Source organism: Lewinellaceae bacterium (assembly GCA_020636105.1).
In the GTDB taxonomy this organism is placed as follows: domain Bacteria; phylum Bacteroidota; class Bacteroidia; order Chitinophagales; family Saprospiraceae; genus BCD1.
Map to the genome: position 1 here is coordinate 1,880,445 of JACJYL010000002.1, position 20,295 is coordinate 1,900,739.

General features: G+C 44.1%; 16 protein-coding genes. 12 read left to right on the top strand and 4 right to left on the bottom strand.

Annotation, left to right across the window (positions count from 1 at the left end; translation table 11 throughout):
• Positions 1 to 87: 87 nt before the first annotated feature.
• From lpxD to H6571_24585, 8 genes are all read left to right on the top strand, one after another.
• Positions 88 to 1,122 (top strand): UDP-3-O-(3-hydroxymyristoyl)glucosamine N-acyltransferase, encoded by a 1,035-nt coding sequence (lpxD, locus tag H6571_24550; protein MCB9326922.1) that lies wholly within the window; start codon positions 88 to 90, stop codon positions 1,120 to 1,122.
• Between the two features lie 106 nt (positions 1,123 to 1,228).
• Positions 1,229 to 2,614, top strand: a complete 1,386-nt coding sequence (locus H6571_24555; GenBank protein MCB9326923.1) for a bifunctional UDP-3-O-[3-hydroxymyristoyl] N-acetylglucosamine deacetylase/3-hydroxyacyl-ACP dehydratase — start codon at positions 1,229 to 1,231, stop codon at positions 2,612 to 2,614.
• Between the two features lie 2 nt (positions 2,615 to 2,616).
• On the top strand, positions 2,617 to 3,426 hold the full coding sequence (gene lpxA / locus H6571_24560; GenBank protein ID MCB9326924.1) for an acyl-ACP--UDP-N-acetylglucosamine O-acyltransferase: 810 nt from the start codon (positions 2,617 to 2,619) through the stop codon (positions 3,424 to 3,426).
• A gap of 539 nt (positions 3,427 to 3,965) precedes the next feature.
• Entirely contained in the window at positions 3,966 to 5,291 is a 1,326-nt protein-coding gene (locus H6571_24565; GenBank protein MCB9326925.1) for a polyprenyl synthetase family protein, read from the top strand.
• Positions 5,292 to 5,496: 205 nt separating this feature from the next.
• Positions 5,497 to 8,805 (top strand): hypothetical protein, encoded by a 3,309-nt coding sequence (locus H6571_24570; GenBank protein ID MCB9326926.1) that lies wholly within the window; start codon positions 5,497 to 5,499, stop codon positions 8,803 to 8,805.
• A gap of 153 nt (positions 8,806 to 8,958) precedes the next feature.
• Positions 8,959 to 9,858 carry a hypothetical protein gene (locus H6571_24575; protein MCB9326927.1) on the top strand — a complete coding sequence of 300 codons (900 nt, stop codon included), beginning with the start codon at positions 8,959 to 8,961 and terminating at the stop codon, positions 9,856 to 9,858.
• A gap of 107 nt (positions 9,859 to 9,965) precedes the next feature.
• Entirely contained in the window at positions 9,966 to 10,736 is a 771-nt protein-coding gene (locus H6571_24580) for a hypothetical protein (protein MCB9326928.1), read from the top strand.
• The gene (locus tag H6571_24585) at positions 10,729 to 12,228 is read left to right on the top strand and encodes a sigma-54-dependent Fis family transcriptional regulator (protein MCB9326929.1); all 1,500 of its coding nucleotides are present in this window, start codon (positions 10,729 to 10,731) and stop codon (positions 12,226 to 12,228) included. Before H6571_24580 ends, H6571_24585 begins: the two co-directional genes overlap by 8 nt.
• Positions 12,229 to 12,430: 202 nt before the next feature.
• Here the strand turns inward: H6571_24585 and H6571_24590 are convergent, their stop codons facing one another.
• The 3 genes from H6571_24590 to H6571_24600 are packed head-to-tail and all read right to left on the bottom strand — an operon-like array spanning position 12,431 to position 14,435.
• The gene (locus tag H6571_24590; GenBank protein MCB9326930.1) at positions 12,431 to 12,757 is read right to left on the bottom strand and encodes an iron-sulfur cluster assembly accessory protein; all 327 of its coding nucleotides are present in this window, start codon (positions 12,755 to 12,757) and stop codon (positions 12,431 to 12,433) included.
• Positions 12,758 to 12,771: 14 nt separating this feature from the next.
• On the bottom strand, positions 12,772 to 13,158 hold the full coding sequence (gene iscU, locus H6571_24595) for a Fe-S cluster assembly scaffold IscU (protein MCB9326931.1): 387 nt from the start codon (positions 13,156 to 13,158) through the stop codon (positions 12,772 to 12,774).
• Positions 13,159 to 13,214: 56 nt separating this feature from the next.
• Positions 13,215 to 14,435 carry an IscS subfamily cysteine desulfurase gene (locus H6571_24600; protein ID MCB9326932.1) on the bottom strand — a complete coding sequence of 407 codons (1,221 nt, stop codon included), beginning with the start codon at positions 14,433 to 14,435 and terminating at the stop codon, positions 13,215 to 13,217.
• Between the two features lie 215 nt (positions 14,436 to 14,650).
• On the opposite strand from H6571_24600, the gene H6571_24605 reads away from it, so the two are divergent.
• Complete coding sequence (locus H6571_24605) at positions 14,651 to 15,841, top strand: hypothetical protein (protein ID MCB9326933.1); 1,191 nt, start codon at positions 14,651 to 14,653, stop codon at positions 15,839 to 15,841.
• Positions 15,842 to 15,851: 10 nt separating this feature from the next.
• Here H6571_24605 and H6571_24610 read toward each other — a convergent pair whose 3' ends face one another.
• Positions 15,852 to 16,952: an AI-2E family transporter gene (locus H6571_24610; protein ID MCB9326934.1), complete on the bottom strand. Its 1,101-nt coding sequence runs from the start codon at positions 16,950 to 16,952 to the stop codon at positions 15,852 to 15,854.
• A gap of 123 nt (positions 16,953 to 17,075) precedes the next feature.
• On the opposite strand from H6571_24610, the gene H6571_24615 reads away from it, so the two are divergent.
• The 3 genes from H6571_24615 to H6571_24625 all read left to right on the top strand — a co-directional run bounded on the left by H6571_24615 (position 17,076) and on the right by H6571_24625 (position 19,839).
• Positions 17,076 to 17,495, top strand: coding sequence for a response regulator (locus H6571_24615; protein MCB9326935.1), 420 nt, complete (start codon positions 17,076 to 17,078; stop codon positions 17,493 to 17,495).
• A gap of 272 nt (positions 17,496 to 17,767) precedes the next feature.
• Positions 17,768 to 18,907, top strand: a complete 1,140-nt coding sequence (locus H6571_24620) for a DUF1624 domain-containing protein (protein ID MCB9326936.1) — start codon at positions 17,768 to 17,770, stop codon at positions 18,905 to 18,907.
• A gap of 50 nt (positions 18,908 to 18,957) precedes the next feature.
• Positions 18,958 to 19,839 carry a helix-turn-helix transcriptional regulator gene (locus tag H6571_24625; protein ID MCB9326937.1) on the top strand — a complete coding sequence of 294 codons (882 nt, stop codon included), beginning with the start codon at positions 18,958 to 18,960 and terminating at the stop codon, positions 19,837 to 19,839.
• Positions 19,840 to 20,295: the final 456 nt, after the last annotated feature.

Genomic DNA, 20,295 nt, shown 5'->3' on the forward strand with positions numbered 1-20,295 from the left:
ATTTCCGGATACTGGTAAAAAGACTCCTTTTCACATTTTAATTTTAAATTTTAAATTTTAAATTTTTTTCCTCCTACCTTTGCACCCATGCAGATATCCGCTAAAGAATTAGCCATTTTATTGAAGGGCACCATCGAAGGAGATCCCGATGTTGTGGTGCATGCCCCTTCCAAGATTGAAGAAGGCGGCGAAGGAACCATTTCCTTCCTTGGAAATCGTAAGTATGAGCAGTTCGCTGCTACGACTACCGCTTCCGTTTTGCTGGTGGATGAATCTTTCCAACCCCCTGATCTCATTAAGCCAACCCTGTTACGGGTAAAGGATGTGTATGCTTCCATTGCCATTTTATTGGAACATTTCAACCGTACACAGGAGATACCCTCCGGCGTATCTTCCATGGCCTTCGTCGATATTACGGCCCGCCTCGGAGAAGGGGTTGCGGTAAGCCGCTTCGCCGTTGTAGGAAAGGACACCTCTATTGGCGCCAATACGATCATTTACGACCAAGTGTATATCGGTCAGGATGTGGTGATTGGTCAGGATACGATCATCTACCCGGGGGTACGCATCATGAACGGCACACAAATCGGCGACCGATGCATCATCCACCCCAATGCCGTGATCGGCGGCGATGGGTTCGGATTTGTGAACAAAGCTGACGGCACTTACGAGAAGATCACCCATGTGGGCAATGTGGTCATCGAAGATGATGTCGAAATTGGAGCCAATACGACCATCGACCGGGCCAGCATCGGCTCAACCTTCGTCAGAAAAGGCGTAAAGATCGACAATCTCGTCATGTTGGGACACAATACCGAAGTCGATGAACACACCGTCATGGCCAGCCAGGCCGGCGTGGCAGGGAGTACCAAAATAGGAAAATTCTGCCGCATCGGTGGACAAGTCGGTTTTTCGGGCCATATCCAGGTAGCCGACAAAACCATGATACAGGCCCAGAGCGGGCTCGCGGCATCCATCACGGAGGAGGGCACCGCTGTTTTCGGTTCCCCTGCCATTGGTTACAGGGATTACATCCGGTCCTACAGCGTATTCAAACAGTTGCCCGACCTTTACAAACGACTTCACCAACTGGAAAAGACAATAGAAGAATTAAAAAAATAATGGCCGGCAAGCATCCATTTACGGACAAATCTCATTTTGACCTATGAAAGGATGTTTTTTAGCATGGTTATCACTACAACACCGCTAAATTTTTAAAAACAGACTTATGAAACAGAAGACCATTAAACAAGAGGTTACCATCAAGGGTACCGGTTTGCATACCGGCCAGGCCGCTATTATGTGCATCAAACCTGCCCCTGAAAACCATGGTATTAAGTTTCAGCGGACAGATCTGGAAGGACATCCATTCATCACCGCAGATGTGGGTAAAGTATCCACCACACTGAGAGGCACCACCCTGGAACAGGGCAAAGCCAGTATCAGTACCGTGGAGCACATACTCTCCGCACTCGCCGGTTTACATATCGATAATGTGCTCATTGAAATTGACGGACCGGAAATTCCCATCCTGGACGGCAGTGCCAAACAGTTCGTAGAAGCGATCCTGGAAGCAGGCATCGAAGAACAAAAAGAGAATCGTGAATATTTCATCCTCGAAGAACCTGTCGTTTATAAAGATGAAGCCACCGGCACGGAAATCATGGCCCTGCCTTCCGATAAATTCGAGGCCATTGTTATGATCGATTTCAACTCTCCCGTGCTGGGCCAACAGTATATGGACTTTAATGAGAAGACGGATTATGTCAGTGAAATTGCTTCCTGCCGGACTTTCGTTTTTCTTCATGAACTGGAAGCCCTGGCCGACAGCAACCTCATCAAAGGCGGCTCCCTCGACAATGCCGTCATCATTGCCAACAAAGCCATGCCACAGGATGAACTGGACGCCCTGGCAAAAAAACTGGGCGAACGCTCTATAGGCCTCAGCGGCGAAGGCATTATCAATACTGAATTGCGTTTCAATAACGAACCCGCCCGACACAAACTGCTCGACCTATTGGGGGATATGTACCTGCTCGGCAAACCCGTAAAAGCCAAAATTGTGGCGACAAAACCAGGACACAAAGCCAATACAGAGTTCACGAAGTTGCTTCGGGAGCAATACATGCAACAGCGCAAGTTAAAGGGGAAACCCAAATACGATCCCGATGTTCCTCCATTACTCGACACCAAAGAAGTGATGAAACGACTGCCCCACAGAGCCCCCTTCCTGCTAATTGATAAAATCATAGAACTATCTGACGAGCATGTTGTTGGTGTAAAAAGTGTTACATTTAATGAGTATTATTTCCAGGGACATTTTCCGGGAAACCCGATCATGCCAGGGGTTTTACAAATTGAAGCCATGGCGCAGACTGGTGGAATCCTCGCCCTCTCTACGGTGGAAGATGAAGGAAACTGGGACACTTATTTTCTTAAAATAGAAAATGCAAAATTTAAACATTTTGTGGTTCCAGGAGATACCATTCTTTTTAAGATGGAACTCCTGGCACCTATCCGGCGTGGCATATGCCAAATGAGAGGGACTGCCTATGTAGGCAACAAAATCGTATCGGAAGCAGACCTCACCGCCCAAATAGTTAATCGCGGATAGACATGACTAAATCAGAGAATAATAGCAGACACATCCATCCAGAGGCTATAATCGGGCCCAATGTAGAAATTGGCCCCTTTACATTTGTCGATAAGGATGTAGTCATTGGCGAAGGCACCTGGATCGGTCCGAATGTGACCATTTTTGAAGGAGCCAGGATCGGTAAAAATTGTAAAATTTTCCCCGGGTCCGTCATCTCGGGTGTTCCCCAGGATCTTAAATTTGCCGGAGAAACCACTACTGCCGAAATTGGAGACAATACCACCATCAGGGAATATGTCACTATCAACCGCGGTACCAGTTATGCCGGTAAAACGGTGGTTGGGAACAATTGCCTGCTCATGGCCTATGTGCATGTGGCCCACGACTGCATCATTCATGACAACGTCATCCTGGCCAATAATGTCAACCTGGCCGGTCATGTGGAGATCGACGACTGGGCGATCATAGAAGGCATGGTCGGCGTTCAGCAATTCATCGAGATCGGTGCCCACAGCTTTATCGCCGCCACCAGTTTTGTGCGAAAAAATGTGCCGCCTTATATCAAAGCCGCCAGGGAACCCTTATCTTACGTGGGGGTCAACAGCGTTGGACTTAAACGCCGCAATTTTAAAACCGAGCAGATCAACCGCATCCACGAAATTTACCGGATTCTCTTTGTCAAGGGATATAGCATCAGTAATGCGATGGAGATCATACAGTCCGACCTCGAAGACAGCACGGAAAAGGAACACATTCTCGCTTTTATCAAAAAGTCGGACTCAGGGATTATCAAGGGCTTTCAGCAACTGCCACGGGAGCAATTTCTGTAAATCAACCTGTTTTTTTTGTCCCTAATGGGCTTGAACGGTCAAAAACGAAAAAAAATCGTTTTTGACCGTTCTTTTTTCGCCTGGTTCGCAACCTCTCTTTTCTGTTCTTTTTTTCCCGCTCTCCAAGCCATTGGATGTCAATAGCATAAAGACAACTCCTTCGGTATTCTTTGCTAAGAAAAAAATTGGCACAAAATTCCCTTATTATTTTGTTGAGAAAACATAAATTGGTTTTCGCCTTTGTCATTAGGAAGGACAGGGCGCTAAACCTGCATTTCCGAATACAGCAAAGCTGCAGGAAGAGAAAAATGCATACTGTGAGGAATTTACTTCTGAGACTCGTCGCAATAATTATTGCTGCGGTCCTGATCATTAAAAATGAGTCGCTGATCCATAAAAAGGATCTGTCTCCCGATGGAAAATAGGCTACTGACCCCGGGCAATTCCCCGATACCGCCTACGAAAACCTCAGTAAATTTCTCAAACTAACGGATAAAACGAAAATTTAATTGGCATTTAATTAATCCAAAAACTATTCAATGCTCCAAAACAGAAAGGAAGAAATGCGTACCCTTGCCAGTGCGCTGAGGAAAGAGCTGAAACACTTTGAACACCTCGGAGTTAACAAAGACCTGGATCCGGAAATCTTCCGGCCTCTTCGCACCCGTCTGAACGGCACGCCACTGCGGGCTTATTTCGCTCAAAAAATGTATCTCATCATCCGGGATCGACTCGGATGGAACAAAAAGATGCATCATTCGGTATCTCAAAACGAAGCCTTATTTTTGGTAAAAATCCCTTTTGTTTTCGAAGGGATCATCACCATTCAATATCTCCACAACCAGATCCTTGACCGGAAAAACGGGGTAAACTCTCCAGCAACCATAGCCAACAACCTGCTGATTGCCAATATTTTAAAAGATAATTTATACGAATATATAGAATCTGCGTTCCCGGAAAGCATTCAACTGAAACTCACCCAAACGGTACGAAAAGCCTTCAAACTCGTCGATATCGGGCAACTGATCGAAAAAAAACACAATACCTATCAAAGTTTCATCCAAAAGGACCACCTTGAGGAATTTCAGTTTGCGGCAACAATGGATCCATGCATTGATTTCGAGGGGCTGGAAGATTTTATGGATCAGCTGAAAAGTGACCTTCCAAGATCCCTTTGGGAATTTACGGAACTTTACCTTAAAAGGATCTACCTGACCTGCGCTGCGCTTTTTACGCTCAATACATCATTCCTTTGCGACACGCTGGGCATTCACCAGGAAGAGAAGAAAAAGTTGATGAAGTTTGCCACCGCTTATGGCATGATGCGGCAAATTATCAATGATAATGCCGATTGGGTGCCGGCTTCCTATGAATTATCGACTTTGAGTAAATTGCCGGAAGACGCCTTCAGTGATCTCAAAAACCGGAATATTACCCTGCCGCTGATCTTTCACCTGGCAGAATCTCCCCGGAGCATTATCGCTCAATGGCTGGCAGGTTCACAAAAAACACTCACTGCGAGTCAGGAACAAGAATTTGCACTCGCGATTTTGTCCGATCACTCTATTTTCAAATCCATCCAGCTGAGCCGGCTTCTGGCAACCATTGCCAATACCTTTTTAGAAGGAGAAGGCGAAGCAGAGATGCTCCTATCAGACACCAGTCAGATTGCCTGGTGGAATAAGTTCCTCGCACCGGTGATCAAAACAGAAGCTTACAAAGCATACAGGAAAACCGGAAACTACAAACGTTTAAAAAGACTGATCGCCCGACAAACTACTTTACCTACTCTGAGTCCAATTGATGAAGCCATCGAAAACGAAAAAAAACCGGTCTTCTGGCCGTTAAAACTCAGCCTGAAATAACTCCGGTCAGCACCTCCATAGGAAGGAAAGAGAAAACTACCGCAGAAATACACAATACAAAAACGTAAAACAAGAATAAAATTCGTATAAAAACGTAAAATTTTCGCATATTTTATTCTCATAGGGAAATTTGTCCTATAAATCCACCTTCCCTTCCATTGTTTTTTTATAACTTTATTTTAAATTAAACAAAACTACACGAGTAATGCCGACTACGCATACCCTTACACGCGATCCCTTTTTGATACGGGAAGTGATCGCGTTTCCACGCGTCGATGAATTTTACAGCCTTTTGCAGGATCGACTGCACATGGAGGTTGAAGGGTATTTCCTGGAACACAACTTCACTATGTTCATCAACGCACTTCCCCGGTTAGAGTCTACGACCATTACCCGTTATCAGGACGTGCCCCTTATTTATGCCGGAATTCCTCGTCAGCGAGAGTTATTGGAAGGATCCGTCAGGAACTGGAAGGAAGAACTGGACGAACATTGGGATTTCCTGGACGTGACCGACCTCAACAGTAAAACGGCCGTAGTGAGTTCCCAACTCTTTAAAGCCTTCTACCGTGGAGACTACAAGCTCTCGGATATCCCGAAGGTAAGCATGGGCAACCTGGCTGATTATTTCGAAGCCATCCTTTATCCCGACTCTTCCTTTAAAACGGCTACCCCGCGTCAGCATGCAGAATACCATATCCTCCAGTCCTATTTCAATGTTATGGAGGATAAATACCTGTCCATTCCCCTGATTGAATTTGGAGAATTTGACGGGATCATCCACCTTGTGTACAGTGCCGCCGATGCCGAGGCGCTCAATGAAAAAGTGATCGCCAAAATGATCAAGGCTTTCAGTATCCTTTACGAAAACCTTATCCTGGACTGGGACCTCGTAGGTCGTAACATGGAAAAATCCGAAGCGATTCAACTTTCCCTGAGCCCGGTGTTTTATGAATACATCAATAAAAACCCCATACTCAAAGAGCTCAAATACGACGAATACTACAAAAAATACCTCCTATATTTTAAGGAACGTATACGCCTGAATGACAGGGTGATTCACAGTAAAGTTTACTCTCCCTACCTCAAGGCCGCGATCATTTCGATTATGATCGACAGTTACGCTCATAACATCAGTGCCCACAGTCTCATTGCGCTGAGTTGGTGGTTCAAGCGTCGGGCAGATCGCATTCAACATGAAAAAGCAATCCACCTGGAGGAAACGGCAGAGCTGAAAGATATCGTTCAGGAACACCTGCCCCCGGGTTATGACCATGACAGGTTACTGGAACTTATCGCCCCATGGATGGAAGGATACTTCGTTAAAGACACTGAGGATGAATACGACGTAGTGAAATTTCCCGGATCCCTGGACCGTGAAATCTACCCGCTCATTAAATTCCTCATGCAGAAAGGTGCCTTCTGGAGCGGCATCGCCCGCGACAATCATTTTGGGGGCGAATCAGCCAGTATGTTTGATGTATTGTGGGAAGATTTTATCAACAACCCACTCTACCTGGGCACCATCGCCAAATCTGAAGATATTTTTAAAATATCCATTTGTTTTACCAAATACGCCGATCAGCTCAAATCGAGTGAGGAAAAGATATCCTGTTTCAGACCAAAGCAATTACACGATGAAGGAGTATTTGTAGAGATTGACATCAAAAACAAACGCCCTGATGCCAAAAAAAATGAGGCGGGCGAATACTATATTGAGCTGGAAACCGGCGAAAAACTTTGGTTCTCGGAACACAAGGAATTCGAGGAAATGAGCGATTTTGTGAATCCGGGAAAAGATTATGTGAAAATTAAGGAATATCTAAAATCCAGCAATGTTTTCTTCCCGGGGGAAGTCGTCGGACGACATGCCTTTTTCACCATGCTGGAAAATGAAATCCGAAATGTCAAACATTACAAAGGCGATGACCTTGTAGGAATTCAAAAGAACGGTTTGAAACTGTACATTTCCATGCAGGAAACCAATGTACGCCCGAAAGATAGCGGGGTGATCGACAATAATATGCCCAACGAACTTTATCGGGTCGGGGTATGGATCGGCACGCCCACACAGCTGAAAGTCGATGCCATGCAGCCTTTGGTGCGCAGAAAATTCGAAGCGCTCATGGGAGACATCATGGATTCTGACACCTTCTCTCCAAGGCTGGGGGGAAGTTTCCAGGATAAGATCTGTGCGGGAATGCTTTTCAATAATAAATTTTCAAGCGTTCAGAGCGGAGACGAAAACCCCACCCGGGACAAAGCCAATGATTCGGACAGGGATTTGGGCTACTTCCCCTGGATCATCCCTGCCACAAGCCCGGAATCTGCCCCGCATGATGATATTGAAGTGTGCAAAAAAGTCAAGGAAAGCGATAACGAATTCGACAAAAAATATAACCACGAAAGAGGCTATTTTAAGAAATATTTCCATGTATGGAAGGCGGCCAACATCAAGCAGGTAAGTCGCATGCGTCAGGATGATTTCATCTGGGAAAACCTGGCCAGGTTCCGTTTCGTCAGCCTTTTCGCTCCTATCGGGGAACGTCAGCAATTATGGGAAAAAGTAAGGGCCACCGGGGTGATCCGCATCATCAACCAGCCCCAAACCCAACAGGGAGACCAGCCCCGTGGATACGACATTCTCGAAGCATACAAATTGTGGCTACGAGAATGGATCAGTGAAGATGCTTTGAGGATCAACATCCTTATTGACGGACTGCTCACCGGCCGGATGAGTTTTGATAAAAACAGTGACGAAGTTTTCAGATATTACAATACAAATGAACTGACAGACGACCATCCGTTTTCAGGCCATAAGCATACCATTCAACTGGCCCATGGAGGATTTTCGTCTGACAGCAATCTGCTCCGTTACCGTTCTCACGGCATTTATCGCACCTATTTTATGAGGGACATCACTGATGGCTCCCCTGTTTCCGTGCTTGAGCAATCAAGACTCATTGAGCTTTTTGAAGTTCTAACGACAAAAGTGACCATTTTTGACAATAGGATTCGACAAAGGATCAGAAACAATGACAGGGAAAAAATCTTTAAACAGGTGCTGAACATTTCCATCCATTCGGAGGAGCAACCCATTATGGACAAGCAGGGCCTGTGGTATGGCAATTGGGAAGACCAGAAAAAAGACATCGCTGCATCCCAGTTCCTTATCCTGCACCTGTCTTTCATAGAAAAATTATTACTGACCAAATATGGCGCGCATCCCGATTATGCAGATGAGAATATCGGGCTGTTCATTGAGGAGGAGATCATGCCTTTGGTCAGTATAAACGGCACCATCCGTAAGAATTTCATCCTCGTTATCACCTCAGGACGTGGAAGGACTAAGTGGTGGAAACGACTGGAAGAAAAACGCGAATACATGCCTTTCACCCAATTCACCATTTTCCGGCCAATAGAATCGATTATTTCAGGATTTGAGGATGCTTTGGGCAGAAAAGACGATATAGAATTAAAATATAACCTTTGTAAAGTTTTATTCGGTTCATAACGAAACATTTTCTATCCATACTACGTATGCCAATACAGGCCTCCCGGAAAAGCTATGGAATATGATTTGCTCATAGTTCATTGTTCTTTTGAATGCCGATTATTGGAAAGGAAATGTAATCGGTGTTATTTGAAACACATACTAAAGAGAAACATGAAAGACCACAAACGACGTGTAATGATCATTGTCTGGTGGTGGAATTACGGAGGTCTTGAAGGTGATTATGACAAATGGCAGGTTGCCGGCACTGAAGAAGGTGATTGTGTTATAAGAATTGACCAACGTTTTTCATCCACTGCAATAACCATTATTGCAGCCAAAGCGGCCGAATACCTAAACGATAGCGAGGTATTCATTTTCCTGCATCGCAACCATGGATATAGCAGCCAGTCTATTGAAGCTATTTTGGAGGAAACCCGTAAACAGAACAGGGTAATTGAATCGCTAAGATGTTTTCTGTTTGGTGAAGGCAGTGGCAGTTTATACATTGCCTCCAATCCACGTGGCCTGCTCGGCACCAAAGGCACTTTCAACGCTCAACGCATCAATGGCACCACTCATCTAATCGATTCCCGCGAAGATAAGGAGTTGAAGTTATTGAAAAAAAACCATTTCGACCAGGTATGGAACGCCTATTCCAGGGCTTTCAAAGCCAAAGTCTTTGAACTCAAAGAAGATATGTTCTCCGCCCTTTCTCCTTTTTTGTTAAAAAGTGAACCAAAGGCAGATGAACTGTACCAACACCTTCGCCTGGAGGACAATAAACTCTTATTTTTGCGGTTACTGAGTTTTACGGGAAAATTGCGTAAAGGGTCTTCCCAGGAAAAAACTTTACTGGAGCAGGAAAATTTGCTGGGCCGGACGCTGGATTTTGATGATTTCAGCACGAATCTTGAAACGGTTTATGCCAGTAAGACCCAAGGCATTTATAAACAGTTGGTACAGAACATTACCCAAAAATTACTGACCGGCACCCACACCGTAAATTTGGAAGAATTGCGGGATCAATTTGCTGATTTACTTCAATCCATGCCCGAAGAAGTGTACAATTAATATCTTTCAGTTGAAATCCTGAACCAAAAGAACCATCATTCACTTTCTTAAATTTATTGCTTAAATTTATCCTTATTTTCAATCGCCAATTCAGGGAGAAAGAAAGAATGAGCAGGATCATCATCATCACCAATTTTCCAACACTGGGTCAAACCCTGGAAAATATCTTTTCCGGAAAGGCTATTTCCTGCTCTCACCATACCTTGCCTCTGCAAAAAGACCTTCCTGAGTTGGCTCAGGATGATGTTTTGATTATTCAGGAACCAATTTTTATAAATAATAATTATCTTTCGGTTTCTTTATGTTGGAAGAACTATTTGAAACTGCACTCCCCCATGGCCATTCTGCTCAATGCCGGTTTCGGTAAAGCGCAAGATGCCAATTATTTGGACTTACTAAAATTACCGGCCAATGCCCCGGAGGCTTTATTCCATGCCAGGACATCTGAGCAGGAATGGACACCCGTAACCACGGGCGGGGTAGATGTCGCACAAAAACTCAATCGTTTTTTTGAAGGGCACGGAGACGAAAGTGTAACGGATGAGCTTCATAAAATGCTTAGGGTATGTAAGATAGCAAGGGATGAGTTAACGGTTCATGAGGCTGATTTTGAAACGGTGAGGGCTGAATTGTTGTTGCCCAACAAATTACCGCTTAAATGGAATGTATTACAAAGCAGGTGGCAATTTTATATGCCCTACTTTGAAAGCCTCCCTTATTACAGGGACTTTGAGGAACTCGGAAAGCTATTTTATGCCGTAGCTCCTTTTTTTACAAATGAGTGTTCTGACGAAAATTTATTTTGGGAAACCCTTTGCGTAGAAAGACTTGAACAGCTAAAAAACGGTTTGGAAAAGATCGAAAATTCGTATGCCTGATAAAAATTATTCCATATTAATCGTTGATGACGACCCTGAATTTCACCAGCAGATTCGTTATGCCTTCCGACGGCACTTCACCTTTGAAGGTGCCGTTAGCCCGGAGCATCTGGAGAAAAAACTGATCGAAAAAAGCAACTTTGATCTGCTGCTTATGGATCTGGTACTCGATGAGAGTAAGAAAAAAATCGGGTTCGAACTCATCTCAAAGGTCAGCAAATTTTACCCGGAAATACCCATTATCGTAGTCACAGCAGACAAACGCATCGAAACCGTTGTTGAGGCAATGAAACTGGGTGCCCGTGATTTTCTGACCAAAGGCGATTATGAATTCGATTTCTGGAAAAAAAAGTTTGAAGAGATCATTGAAAGCCACCACCTTAAAACCGAAAACAAAAAACTCAAAGAAGAAGTCAAAAAACATCGAGCCCAGGAAAACCGCGATTATCTCTTCGTCGGCCAGTCCACCAAAATACGGGAGATCAAACGCGTGCTGAAACTGGTGGCCGACGAACCTGACATTACCGTCCTGCTGCTCGGAGAAACAGGGGTCGGAAAAGAAGTGGCTGCCCGTTATATGCACCGCCACGGCTCCCGAAAAGATAAACCTTTCCAGGCCATCAATCTTTCTGCCATCCAGGATACCTTGCTGGAAAGCACCCTCTTTGGCCATAAAAAAGGCGCTTTTACCGGAGCGACGAGAGATGTGGAGGGATTCTTCCACCAGGCCGACGGCGGCATCCTGCTGCTCGACGAAATCGGAGACATCGATGCCAATATCCAGATTAAACTGTTACGTTTCCTCGAAACGAAACTCATACGCCCGGTAGGGGCTGAAAAAGACATCAAGCTGGATGTGCAGATCATCACTGCCACCCACCGCAATCTCGCTGAGGAAGTTCAGAAAGGCACTTTCAGGGCAGATCTTTATCAAAGGCTTAAAGCCATGACCGTCGAGATTCCTCCCTTGAGAGAAAGGAAGGACGATATTGAATTTATCATGGAACATTTCCTGGAACAACCTCCACACGAAGTCGTTACCCAGGAGGCCATCAGGCATTTGATCGATTACAATTGGGAAGGCAATATCCGGGAACTAAAAAACACCCTTAATTATATGTTGCTCCGCAAAAAGATCATGGGCAGCTCCCAAATGGATGTCAGGTGCCTCCCTGCTGAAATTTCGAATTTTTCCCCTGTTACTGAATCGCATGCCTCCAGCAAAAGCTTGTCGGGATCGTTAACGGATTTTGGGGGACAATCGGCACATTCGGCTGTATCTATGGAAGAGGAACACGCTATTTTGGACCTCCAGCGCATTGAAGCCGCCCTGATCCATAAAAATAAAGTAAAGAAGGATGTTGCCCTGGAACTCGGTTTTGAGAATACGGACAACCTGCGCTACCGGATCAAAAAATACTTTGATAAACATCCGCATCTTTTCGACAAGTTTCCCATAATCAGCAATAGCTATAAAAAAGTGGTAAGATAATACAGAGGAATAATTTGATGGGATAAAAAAAGGATGCACCATTCACATCGTGCATCCTTTCAGGTAATATTTATTTTATCTATACTTCTGTCTCATAAAAGTGAGGGATTGGCTCTTCACTTTTTAACTTAAAAACAGTGTCAACATCTTGGGCCGGTTTATTTATGATGGTAAAATTCCATTCCGGTCCACCCAGAAATAACTATACAGCAAAACTCTCCCCGCACCCGCAAGTACGCGCCGCATTAGGATTGTTGAAATAAAAACCCTTGCCATTCAGTCCACCTGAAAATTCGAGTGTGGTATTGCACAGGTAAAGAAAACTCTTTAGATCTGTTACAATCTTGACACCATTGTCTTCAAAGACCTGGTCATTCGGTTTGGATTCGTTATCAAAGTCCATTTGATACGACAATCCTGAACATCCACCACTGGTAACGGATACCCTGATGAAATAATCCTTATCCAGTTTTTCACTTTGCATGATATCCTGGATTTTCACTTTTGCTGTATCTGCAACAAATAACATTGTGCTAACTATTTTTATTTATTATTCTTTTTCTTGTAATCTTCGATAGCGCCTTTGATCGCATCTTCGGCCAATACTGAACAGTGGATTTTTACCGGCGGCAAGGCCAGTTCTTCCACGATATCCATATTGTCGATGCTCAATGCTTCATCAATAGTCTTTCCTTTCAACCACTCGGTGGCTAAAGAAGAAGATGCAATGGCTGAACCACAACCAAAAGTCTTGAATTTGGCATCGAGGATAGTATCTGTGGCTTCGTCCACTTCTATTTGGAGACGCATAACGTCACCACATTCAGGGGCACCAACCAATCCGGTACCCACGTTGTTTTTGCTCTTATCAAGCGTACCAACGTTCTTTGGGTTTTTAAAATGCTCTAATACTTTTTCAGAATATGCCATAATTGAAAGTGTTAATTTACTTTAAACTTTAATTTTATATCTATTTACCGCACTCATTAATGCTCCTGCCAGAGTACGCTGTCAAGGTCAATGCCTTCTTTGTACATTTCCCAGATCGGGCTGAGGTCACGCATATGATTTACTCCTTTGGTCAGGGCTTCAATGGCCAGGTCAATTTCTTCTTCTGTGGTAAACCGTCCAAGGCTGAACCGGATAGAAGAATGTGCCAGGTCATCCCCAAGGCCAAGGGCCATCAAAACATATGAGGGCTCCAGGGAAGCAGAGGTACAGGCAGAACCTGAAGAAACACCAATTTCCTGGTTGAACGTCATCATCAATCCTTCTCCTTCAACGTGCTTGAAAGACAAGTTCGTCACATGCGGCATACGATTTTCTGTATTCCCGTTGATGTAAACTTCCTCCATGTTGTTTCTCAGGGTGGTTTCCAACTTGTCGCGTAATTTGGAAAGGCGGGCAGCGTCTTCAGCCATTTGCTCTTTAGCGATACCCGCTGCAGCACCAAACCCAACGATTCCGGGAACATTAAGCGTTCCGGAGCGCATCCCGCGCTCATGACCGCCACCGTCCATTTGAGCCGTTACTTTTACACGAGGATTTTTGCGATTCACAAATAAAGCTCCGACGCCTTTAGGGCCATACATTTTGTGGCCGGTAAAAGCCATCAAATGAACGCCAACTTCTTTGGGTTTCACAGGAATTTTACCAACAGCCTGGGTTGCATCACTCATCAACAACACTCCATGTTTTGCACAAATGTCCCCGATAGCTTTCATATCCTGGATCACGCCGGTTTCATTATTGGCCCACATCACGGAAACCAATATTGTACTCGGCTTAATCGCTGCCTCCAGCACGGCAAGGTCCAACATTCCATCCCTTTGCACATCAAGGTAAGTTACCTCTCCTCCCATCTTCTCGATCTTCTTACAAGAATCGAGCACAGCCTTGTGTTCTGTTTTCAGCGTGATAATATGATTTCCTTTACGGGAATACATTTCAAAAACCCCCTTCAGTGCAAGGTTATCCGATTCAGTAGCGCCTGAAGTAAAGATAATTTCCTTTGGATCAACTTCAATTAGATTGGCAATCTGCTCTCTTGCATAATCTACTGCTTCCTCTGCAACCCAGCCAAACGGGTGATTTCTACTGGCTGCATTCCCTGGATGCTGATGAAAAAAGGGTAACATGGCCTCCACTGCCCGTGGATCCATGGGGGTTGTAGCGTTGTTGTCAAGGTATATGAGTCGCTTCTCCATTTTTGTGTTAATTTTATTTAGATTGAATCTAATTAAGCTTAGTTCTGCAAATATAACCAATTTTTTAAAAAGAAGTTTTATTCAAATGAAAATATTTTTGAAGGCAAACATTTAAACGGTGCCTGCCACCTTACTCGTGGAATTTTCCGTAAATTGCAGCCATCCGGACCGGCCGAATCATTAGCCAGGGAATATCCCTTATCGTCCAATTAAGCATGGCGAACCACCATATTCCCCTTCATTTTTTTGCCTGGTGGCTCTTACTGAGCATCCGGTACGCCGAAAAACTAAAACAACAAAGCATATATCATATGTTCGAAGATTTTAAAAAAACATCCAAAAAAGTGTGGCAGGAGAACGTCGAAGCGGATCTGAAAGGCCAGCCCATTGAATCTTTATACTGGCAGGTTGAGGCTCATCTTTCCGCGGAACCCTTTTACCATCCGGATGATTTCACTGAACCCGCTCCATACATTGCCAGCCAAAGATCTTCGAATGATTGGGCCATTGGAGAAACCTTCGACACGCTGAACCTCAAAGAAGCCAACGCCAAAGCCATTGCCGCCCTTTCAGGTGGGGTCAATGCACCGGAATTTATACTGAGTAAAACCTTGTCTCCAGAGGATTTTGACGAACTTTTTACCCGGATAAACCCTGCTTTTATTTCCACTCATTTCATTTTGGAGTCCGAAGCTTCTTTACCGGAAACATTCAGCAACTGGATTACCTGGCTGAATGTACATCATGTAAACATTGATGAATTAAAAGGGTCGTTTTTTAAGGAAGGGAGTAAATCGACAGAAGTGGTAAAAGTCATTTTCAATCAGGCGAACCAGGCCCTTCCACATTTTACTCTATTTAATGCCATAGCGCTTAAAACCACGGCTCCTTCTGAAACACTTGCAGAATTAACGAGCGAAGCCAACAATTTTTTGAAAAAAATGCAGGAAGCCGGATTTGCCGTGGAAGATGCGGCCCGCCAGGTTCAGTTTGACATTTCCATAGGAAAGGATTTCTTCGTAGAAATCTCCAGGATAAGGGCATTGAGACTGCTTTGGGCCAATTTGCTAAAAGCATACAATTGCGACCCTGCGATCCCGGTCAAAATTTGTGCCCGGTGCAACCATTCTGCCCTGGAGAAAGAAGAGAATCAAAACATGATCGCCGCCGCTACGATAGCCCTTTCTGCTGTCATCGGTGGAGTGGATCGTTTATACGTTGCGCCCGCCGGACCTAAAAACGAAGCCTTTACCCGGCGCATCGCCCGCAATGTCCAACACCTCCTGAAAATGGAAAGTTTTCTGGACAAAGTAATCGACCCGGCAGCAGGCAGTTATTACATAGAAACACTCACCAGGCAACTGGGGGAACAGGCCTGGAAACAATTCTCCAACATCACCGGTTGAACCGCCCTGACTACCGATTCATTCCACTGGTGATTTTTTGAACGATCTGGAATCTGTTCAAAAATTCTTTGGCCACCACCCTGATCACTGTGTAAGTTGGAATGGCCAGCACCATGCCCGTAATGCCCTGGATCTGGGCTCCGATGAGGATAATGAGAAATATTTCGAGCGGGTGTGCTTTCACGCTGTTCGAAAAAATAACGGGCTGAAAAATAAAATTATCCATGAGTTGCATAACGGCAAATACGCCCATCACTTTAAAGATCATTGGCAACATTTCATTGTAAAAACTCAGATCGAGATTGGAAGAAACGGTGATCAATACTCCAAAGGCCGCTCCGATGATAGGCCCTATATAAGGGATCACATTGATCAAGGCTGCAAACAGCCCGATCAGGAGGGCATTGTTAACGCCCAGCAGGTTCAAACTCACGGAAACCAAAACTGTGATAAGGGTTATTTGGATTAAAACACCTGCAAAATATCGGCTCAACAGGCTGCTGATATCTCCCAGGGCATGGGCTACACGTTTTTCATAATCCGGAGAAACAAGACTCGTTACTACCCTAACGAACAATCCTTCCTCTTTCAGAAAGAAAAAGGTGATGAACACCACCGAAAAGATTCCGATCAGAAGATTGCCGGCAACGGACAGGGCATCCGCAAAAATATTGGCGAAGTTTCCCGGATCGAAATACCCCGTCAAAGACCTTTGCAACAATTCCTCAAGAGACTCGTCGGATTTTACCCCATAACGTTCCAGCCATATTTCCAATTGATTGAAAGGCTGGTACAGCGCATCTGCAATTTCCTTATAATCGACCCCCGCAAGATTGTCAGCCTGTTCAATGACAAGGGGCACGAACAAAAGAATAAAAAAGGTAAATACCACAAAGTAAAGCAACAAGGTAATGGCTGCACTAAGATTGGTGCCCATCCGAAACTTCCCTATTTTTACTTTGGTTTTTAAAAATTCCACAATGGGATTTCCGATCATGGACAGTACCCATGCGATAAGAATGTATGTCACAATGGCCCGGAAAACATAGATCAGAAAAGCTGCCAGTAAAAAACTCAAACCAATAACCAGGTAACGGCTGTATTTTTTCATCAACAGGAATATATCTTTTAGGAAATAAAAGTTAAATTTGAAAATTAAAATGTAAATTAAACCTTATTTCGTTCAAATTTAAGCCTTTTTATAATTTTACAGGATGTTTAATCCTCCCTTATTATGGATAGTCAAGCAAAGGTAGTCCTTATTGAAGACAATTCCGGAGACGTAAAACTCATAAAATTTGCGTTGAAAAATGTCAAAAATGCCCCGGAATTAATTCATTTCGACTACGGCAAGGATTTTTTGGCCTGGGCCGAAGAAAACGGGTTGGATGAAATATCTCTTATTCTTCTCGATTTCAACCTGCCCATGCTCAACGGTCAGGATATCATGCAAATGATCAACAGCAGGTTCCCTGATTCAAAACCGCCCATTGTCATCCTTTCAAGTTCTTGTTCTCCTATTGATATCAAAAAGAGTTATGCTCTGGGAGCCAACGCTTTTGTGGCCAAGCCCGTTGAACTCGATGATTTTTGCGAGACCATCGAAGTGACCATTAAATTCTGGTGCGATCACAATTTGCTGCAGGCGGAATAATTTTTCCTTTTTATTCCGTAAGCATTCAACCCTCAGTTTTTATTATTCTTTAAGCCCGTTTCTGCCATGAAGCCCTCTGTTTCTTTTCCCTGCTCCATTTATCGGCATCCGGCCAACATCTTGCGACACGAATGTCCACAATAAATTAACATAAAAAATGATTTTTTCCATTTTGCCCCACTTCGCAGAACATTATTTGCAATAAAAGGTATACTTTTGCATTGATTTTGAGAGGATTAAGAAAAAAAACGTATCAGAACAAGCATTTTTAAATGAATTCAAGGGTTTTTCATCTTGACACCATTCGTGCCTTCGCCATTTTGATGATGTTGCAGGGGCATTTCATTAACTCCCTATTGGATAATAGCTACAGGGATACGGGGAACTTTTTTTTCAATACCTGGCTTTTTTGCCGGGGTTTTACGGCACCCTTATTTTTTACGGTAACAGGACTGGTAGTCACATATTTACTCTTCAAAACTGAAGATCCCGCAAAGCAAAACAAACGGGTGAACAAAACCATGAAGCGGGCGATAAAACTCATTCTCTGGGGTTATTTGCTCAATACGAACATTTTCAGCATTGTTACCGGGTACTTTTCAAGTGGGTTCTTCTCCGTCAATGTTTTACACTGCCTGGGACTGGGGCTCATGGCCCTGATGGGACTTTTCCTCGCAGTGGGTCGGGAAAATAAAAAGTTTTTCCAAAATCTTTTGCTGGTGCTGGGACTGTTGTTCTTCATTTTCGAACCGGCAGCCGTTTCGCATCAATTTACCGTTGAAAATCCTTTTTTACTCGGTTATCTTACTAAAGCCAACGGCAGCGTATTTACTCCCCTGCCCTGGCTGGGATATACTTTCATTGGTGGATTTCTCGGGTTAATCTATGTGCGTTTTTACGACTTGAAAAGAGGGAGTTCCATTATGATGAGTGCTCTAACCATCATTGGAACGGTAATGGTTATTTTTTCCTCGAAGTTTTTTTTAAATCTTGGCCTTTTCTTCAATGTGGAATTGTTCAAAGATATTGCTAATAACAATTATCTGTTCATTCGTTTAGGATACGTTTTTATTATCCTTGCTGTTTTCTTCGCCCTGGAAAAATTCCTGTCAAAGGTGCCGACCCTGAACAAGATCGGGCAAAACACCCTCAATATTTATATTATCCATTACATCATTCTTTACGGCAGTATTTTCGGACTCGGGTTATCCCGTTATTTCTACCGGGCGCTCACCCCGGTGGAAGCCATTTCAGGGGCTATACTTTTTATGATCGGCACGGTCATTTTGGCTTCCAAAGCGCAAACAGTCCCCGTGACGGCCTATTTAAAAAGCTTCGCCGCGGCTTTCCCTGTGGTGCTGTTAAAACTGGCCAAAAGAGTGCGAAAGCCTTCTGAAGTAGAGGAAAGATAACATCCCCAGGGTGGCTTTCGCTGTAAAACGATGACTTAAGACCGACAAAAATGAAGCCTCTCCCTTTTAAAATTCCGAAAACAGAAGCGACCTCCTTCCGGATACAGGTGGATGAAGGACCGCATTTTTATGACCGCCTGCACTATCATCCCGAATGGCAGTTGACGGCCATACAACAGGGAAGCGGCATGTTATTTTTGGGCAATAGTTTTATTCGTTTCCAGGAAGGCAGCGTTTTTCTCGTGGGCTCCAATGTTCCGCATTTGTTAAAAAACGATGCTGTTTATTTTAGCGAAAACAGCCCCGGCGTTCGGGCTACTTCCATTTTTTTTCATAAAAAATCTTTTGGCGAAGGATTTTTCGAACTCCCCGAATTGCTGGAAATCCAACAATTGCTGGAAGCTTCAGAACGGGGCATCTGGGTTTTGGGAGAAGAAAAAAAGAAACTGAGCGCCCAAATTGAATCCTGCCTCCTCATGAGTGGAATTGATCTTTTTCAAAACTTCCTGTCTTTACTGGGAATTTTGTGCCAAACCAAAACCATCCAATACCTGAATGAAGCCACTTTCAAACCGGTTTTTGAGGAAAAAGATGGTCAGCGGCTGGATCATGTTTTTCAATATTCTTTCCAACATTTTGCCGAAAGCATTGAATTAGCAGAAGTAGCTGCCATTGCCAACCTGAGCGTTTCCCAGTTTTGCAGGTATTTTAAATTGCATACCCGGAAAACGTATTTCGGTTACCTCAATGAACTGAGAATCGAGGCCGCCTGCAAGCTGTTGTCGGAAGGAAAATATTCGATTGCCCAGGTTTGTTACGAGGTGGGATTCAATAACCTCTCCAATTTTAACCGCCAGTTCAGGAAATTAAAAGGGATCACACCCTCTCAATTCAGAAAGGCATTTGAATTTGAAAAGAGCTTTTTTGAGTAATGCCGTTCCTACGGAACTTCAAATTAGTGCTGCAAGGCAGGACACTCCGTGCCCTGCTTTGCATATGTCGTCTCTACGAGCCTTAGAATGGTTCAAAATTTCTAAATGCCGCAGGCATCATACTCTCTCTTTACAGGAGGCTAATTATCATTTAACAAAAATAATCGCTTTAAATAAAATTTCGCTTGAAGAATCCAGGGCCTTTAGGCCTTACCAATAAACGACCATAAGAAAGGGCTGAAAGCCCTGTAGCTTTGTTTTTTGTATTTCCTGCGCTAATTGGTTTTGAAATTTAACCGCCGAATATAATCAGGTGCAGCGCACCTCAATCTTTGTCACCAAACAAGGGGAAGAGGCATCAAGGTGCAGAGCACCGCAACCTAAAAAAACCCGACATAGAAAAAATGTTGCGTTAGCTAGTCCTCTGCATACGATGCCGGGACGCTGCACTTTGAA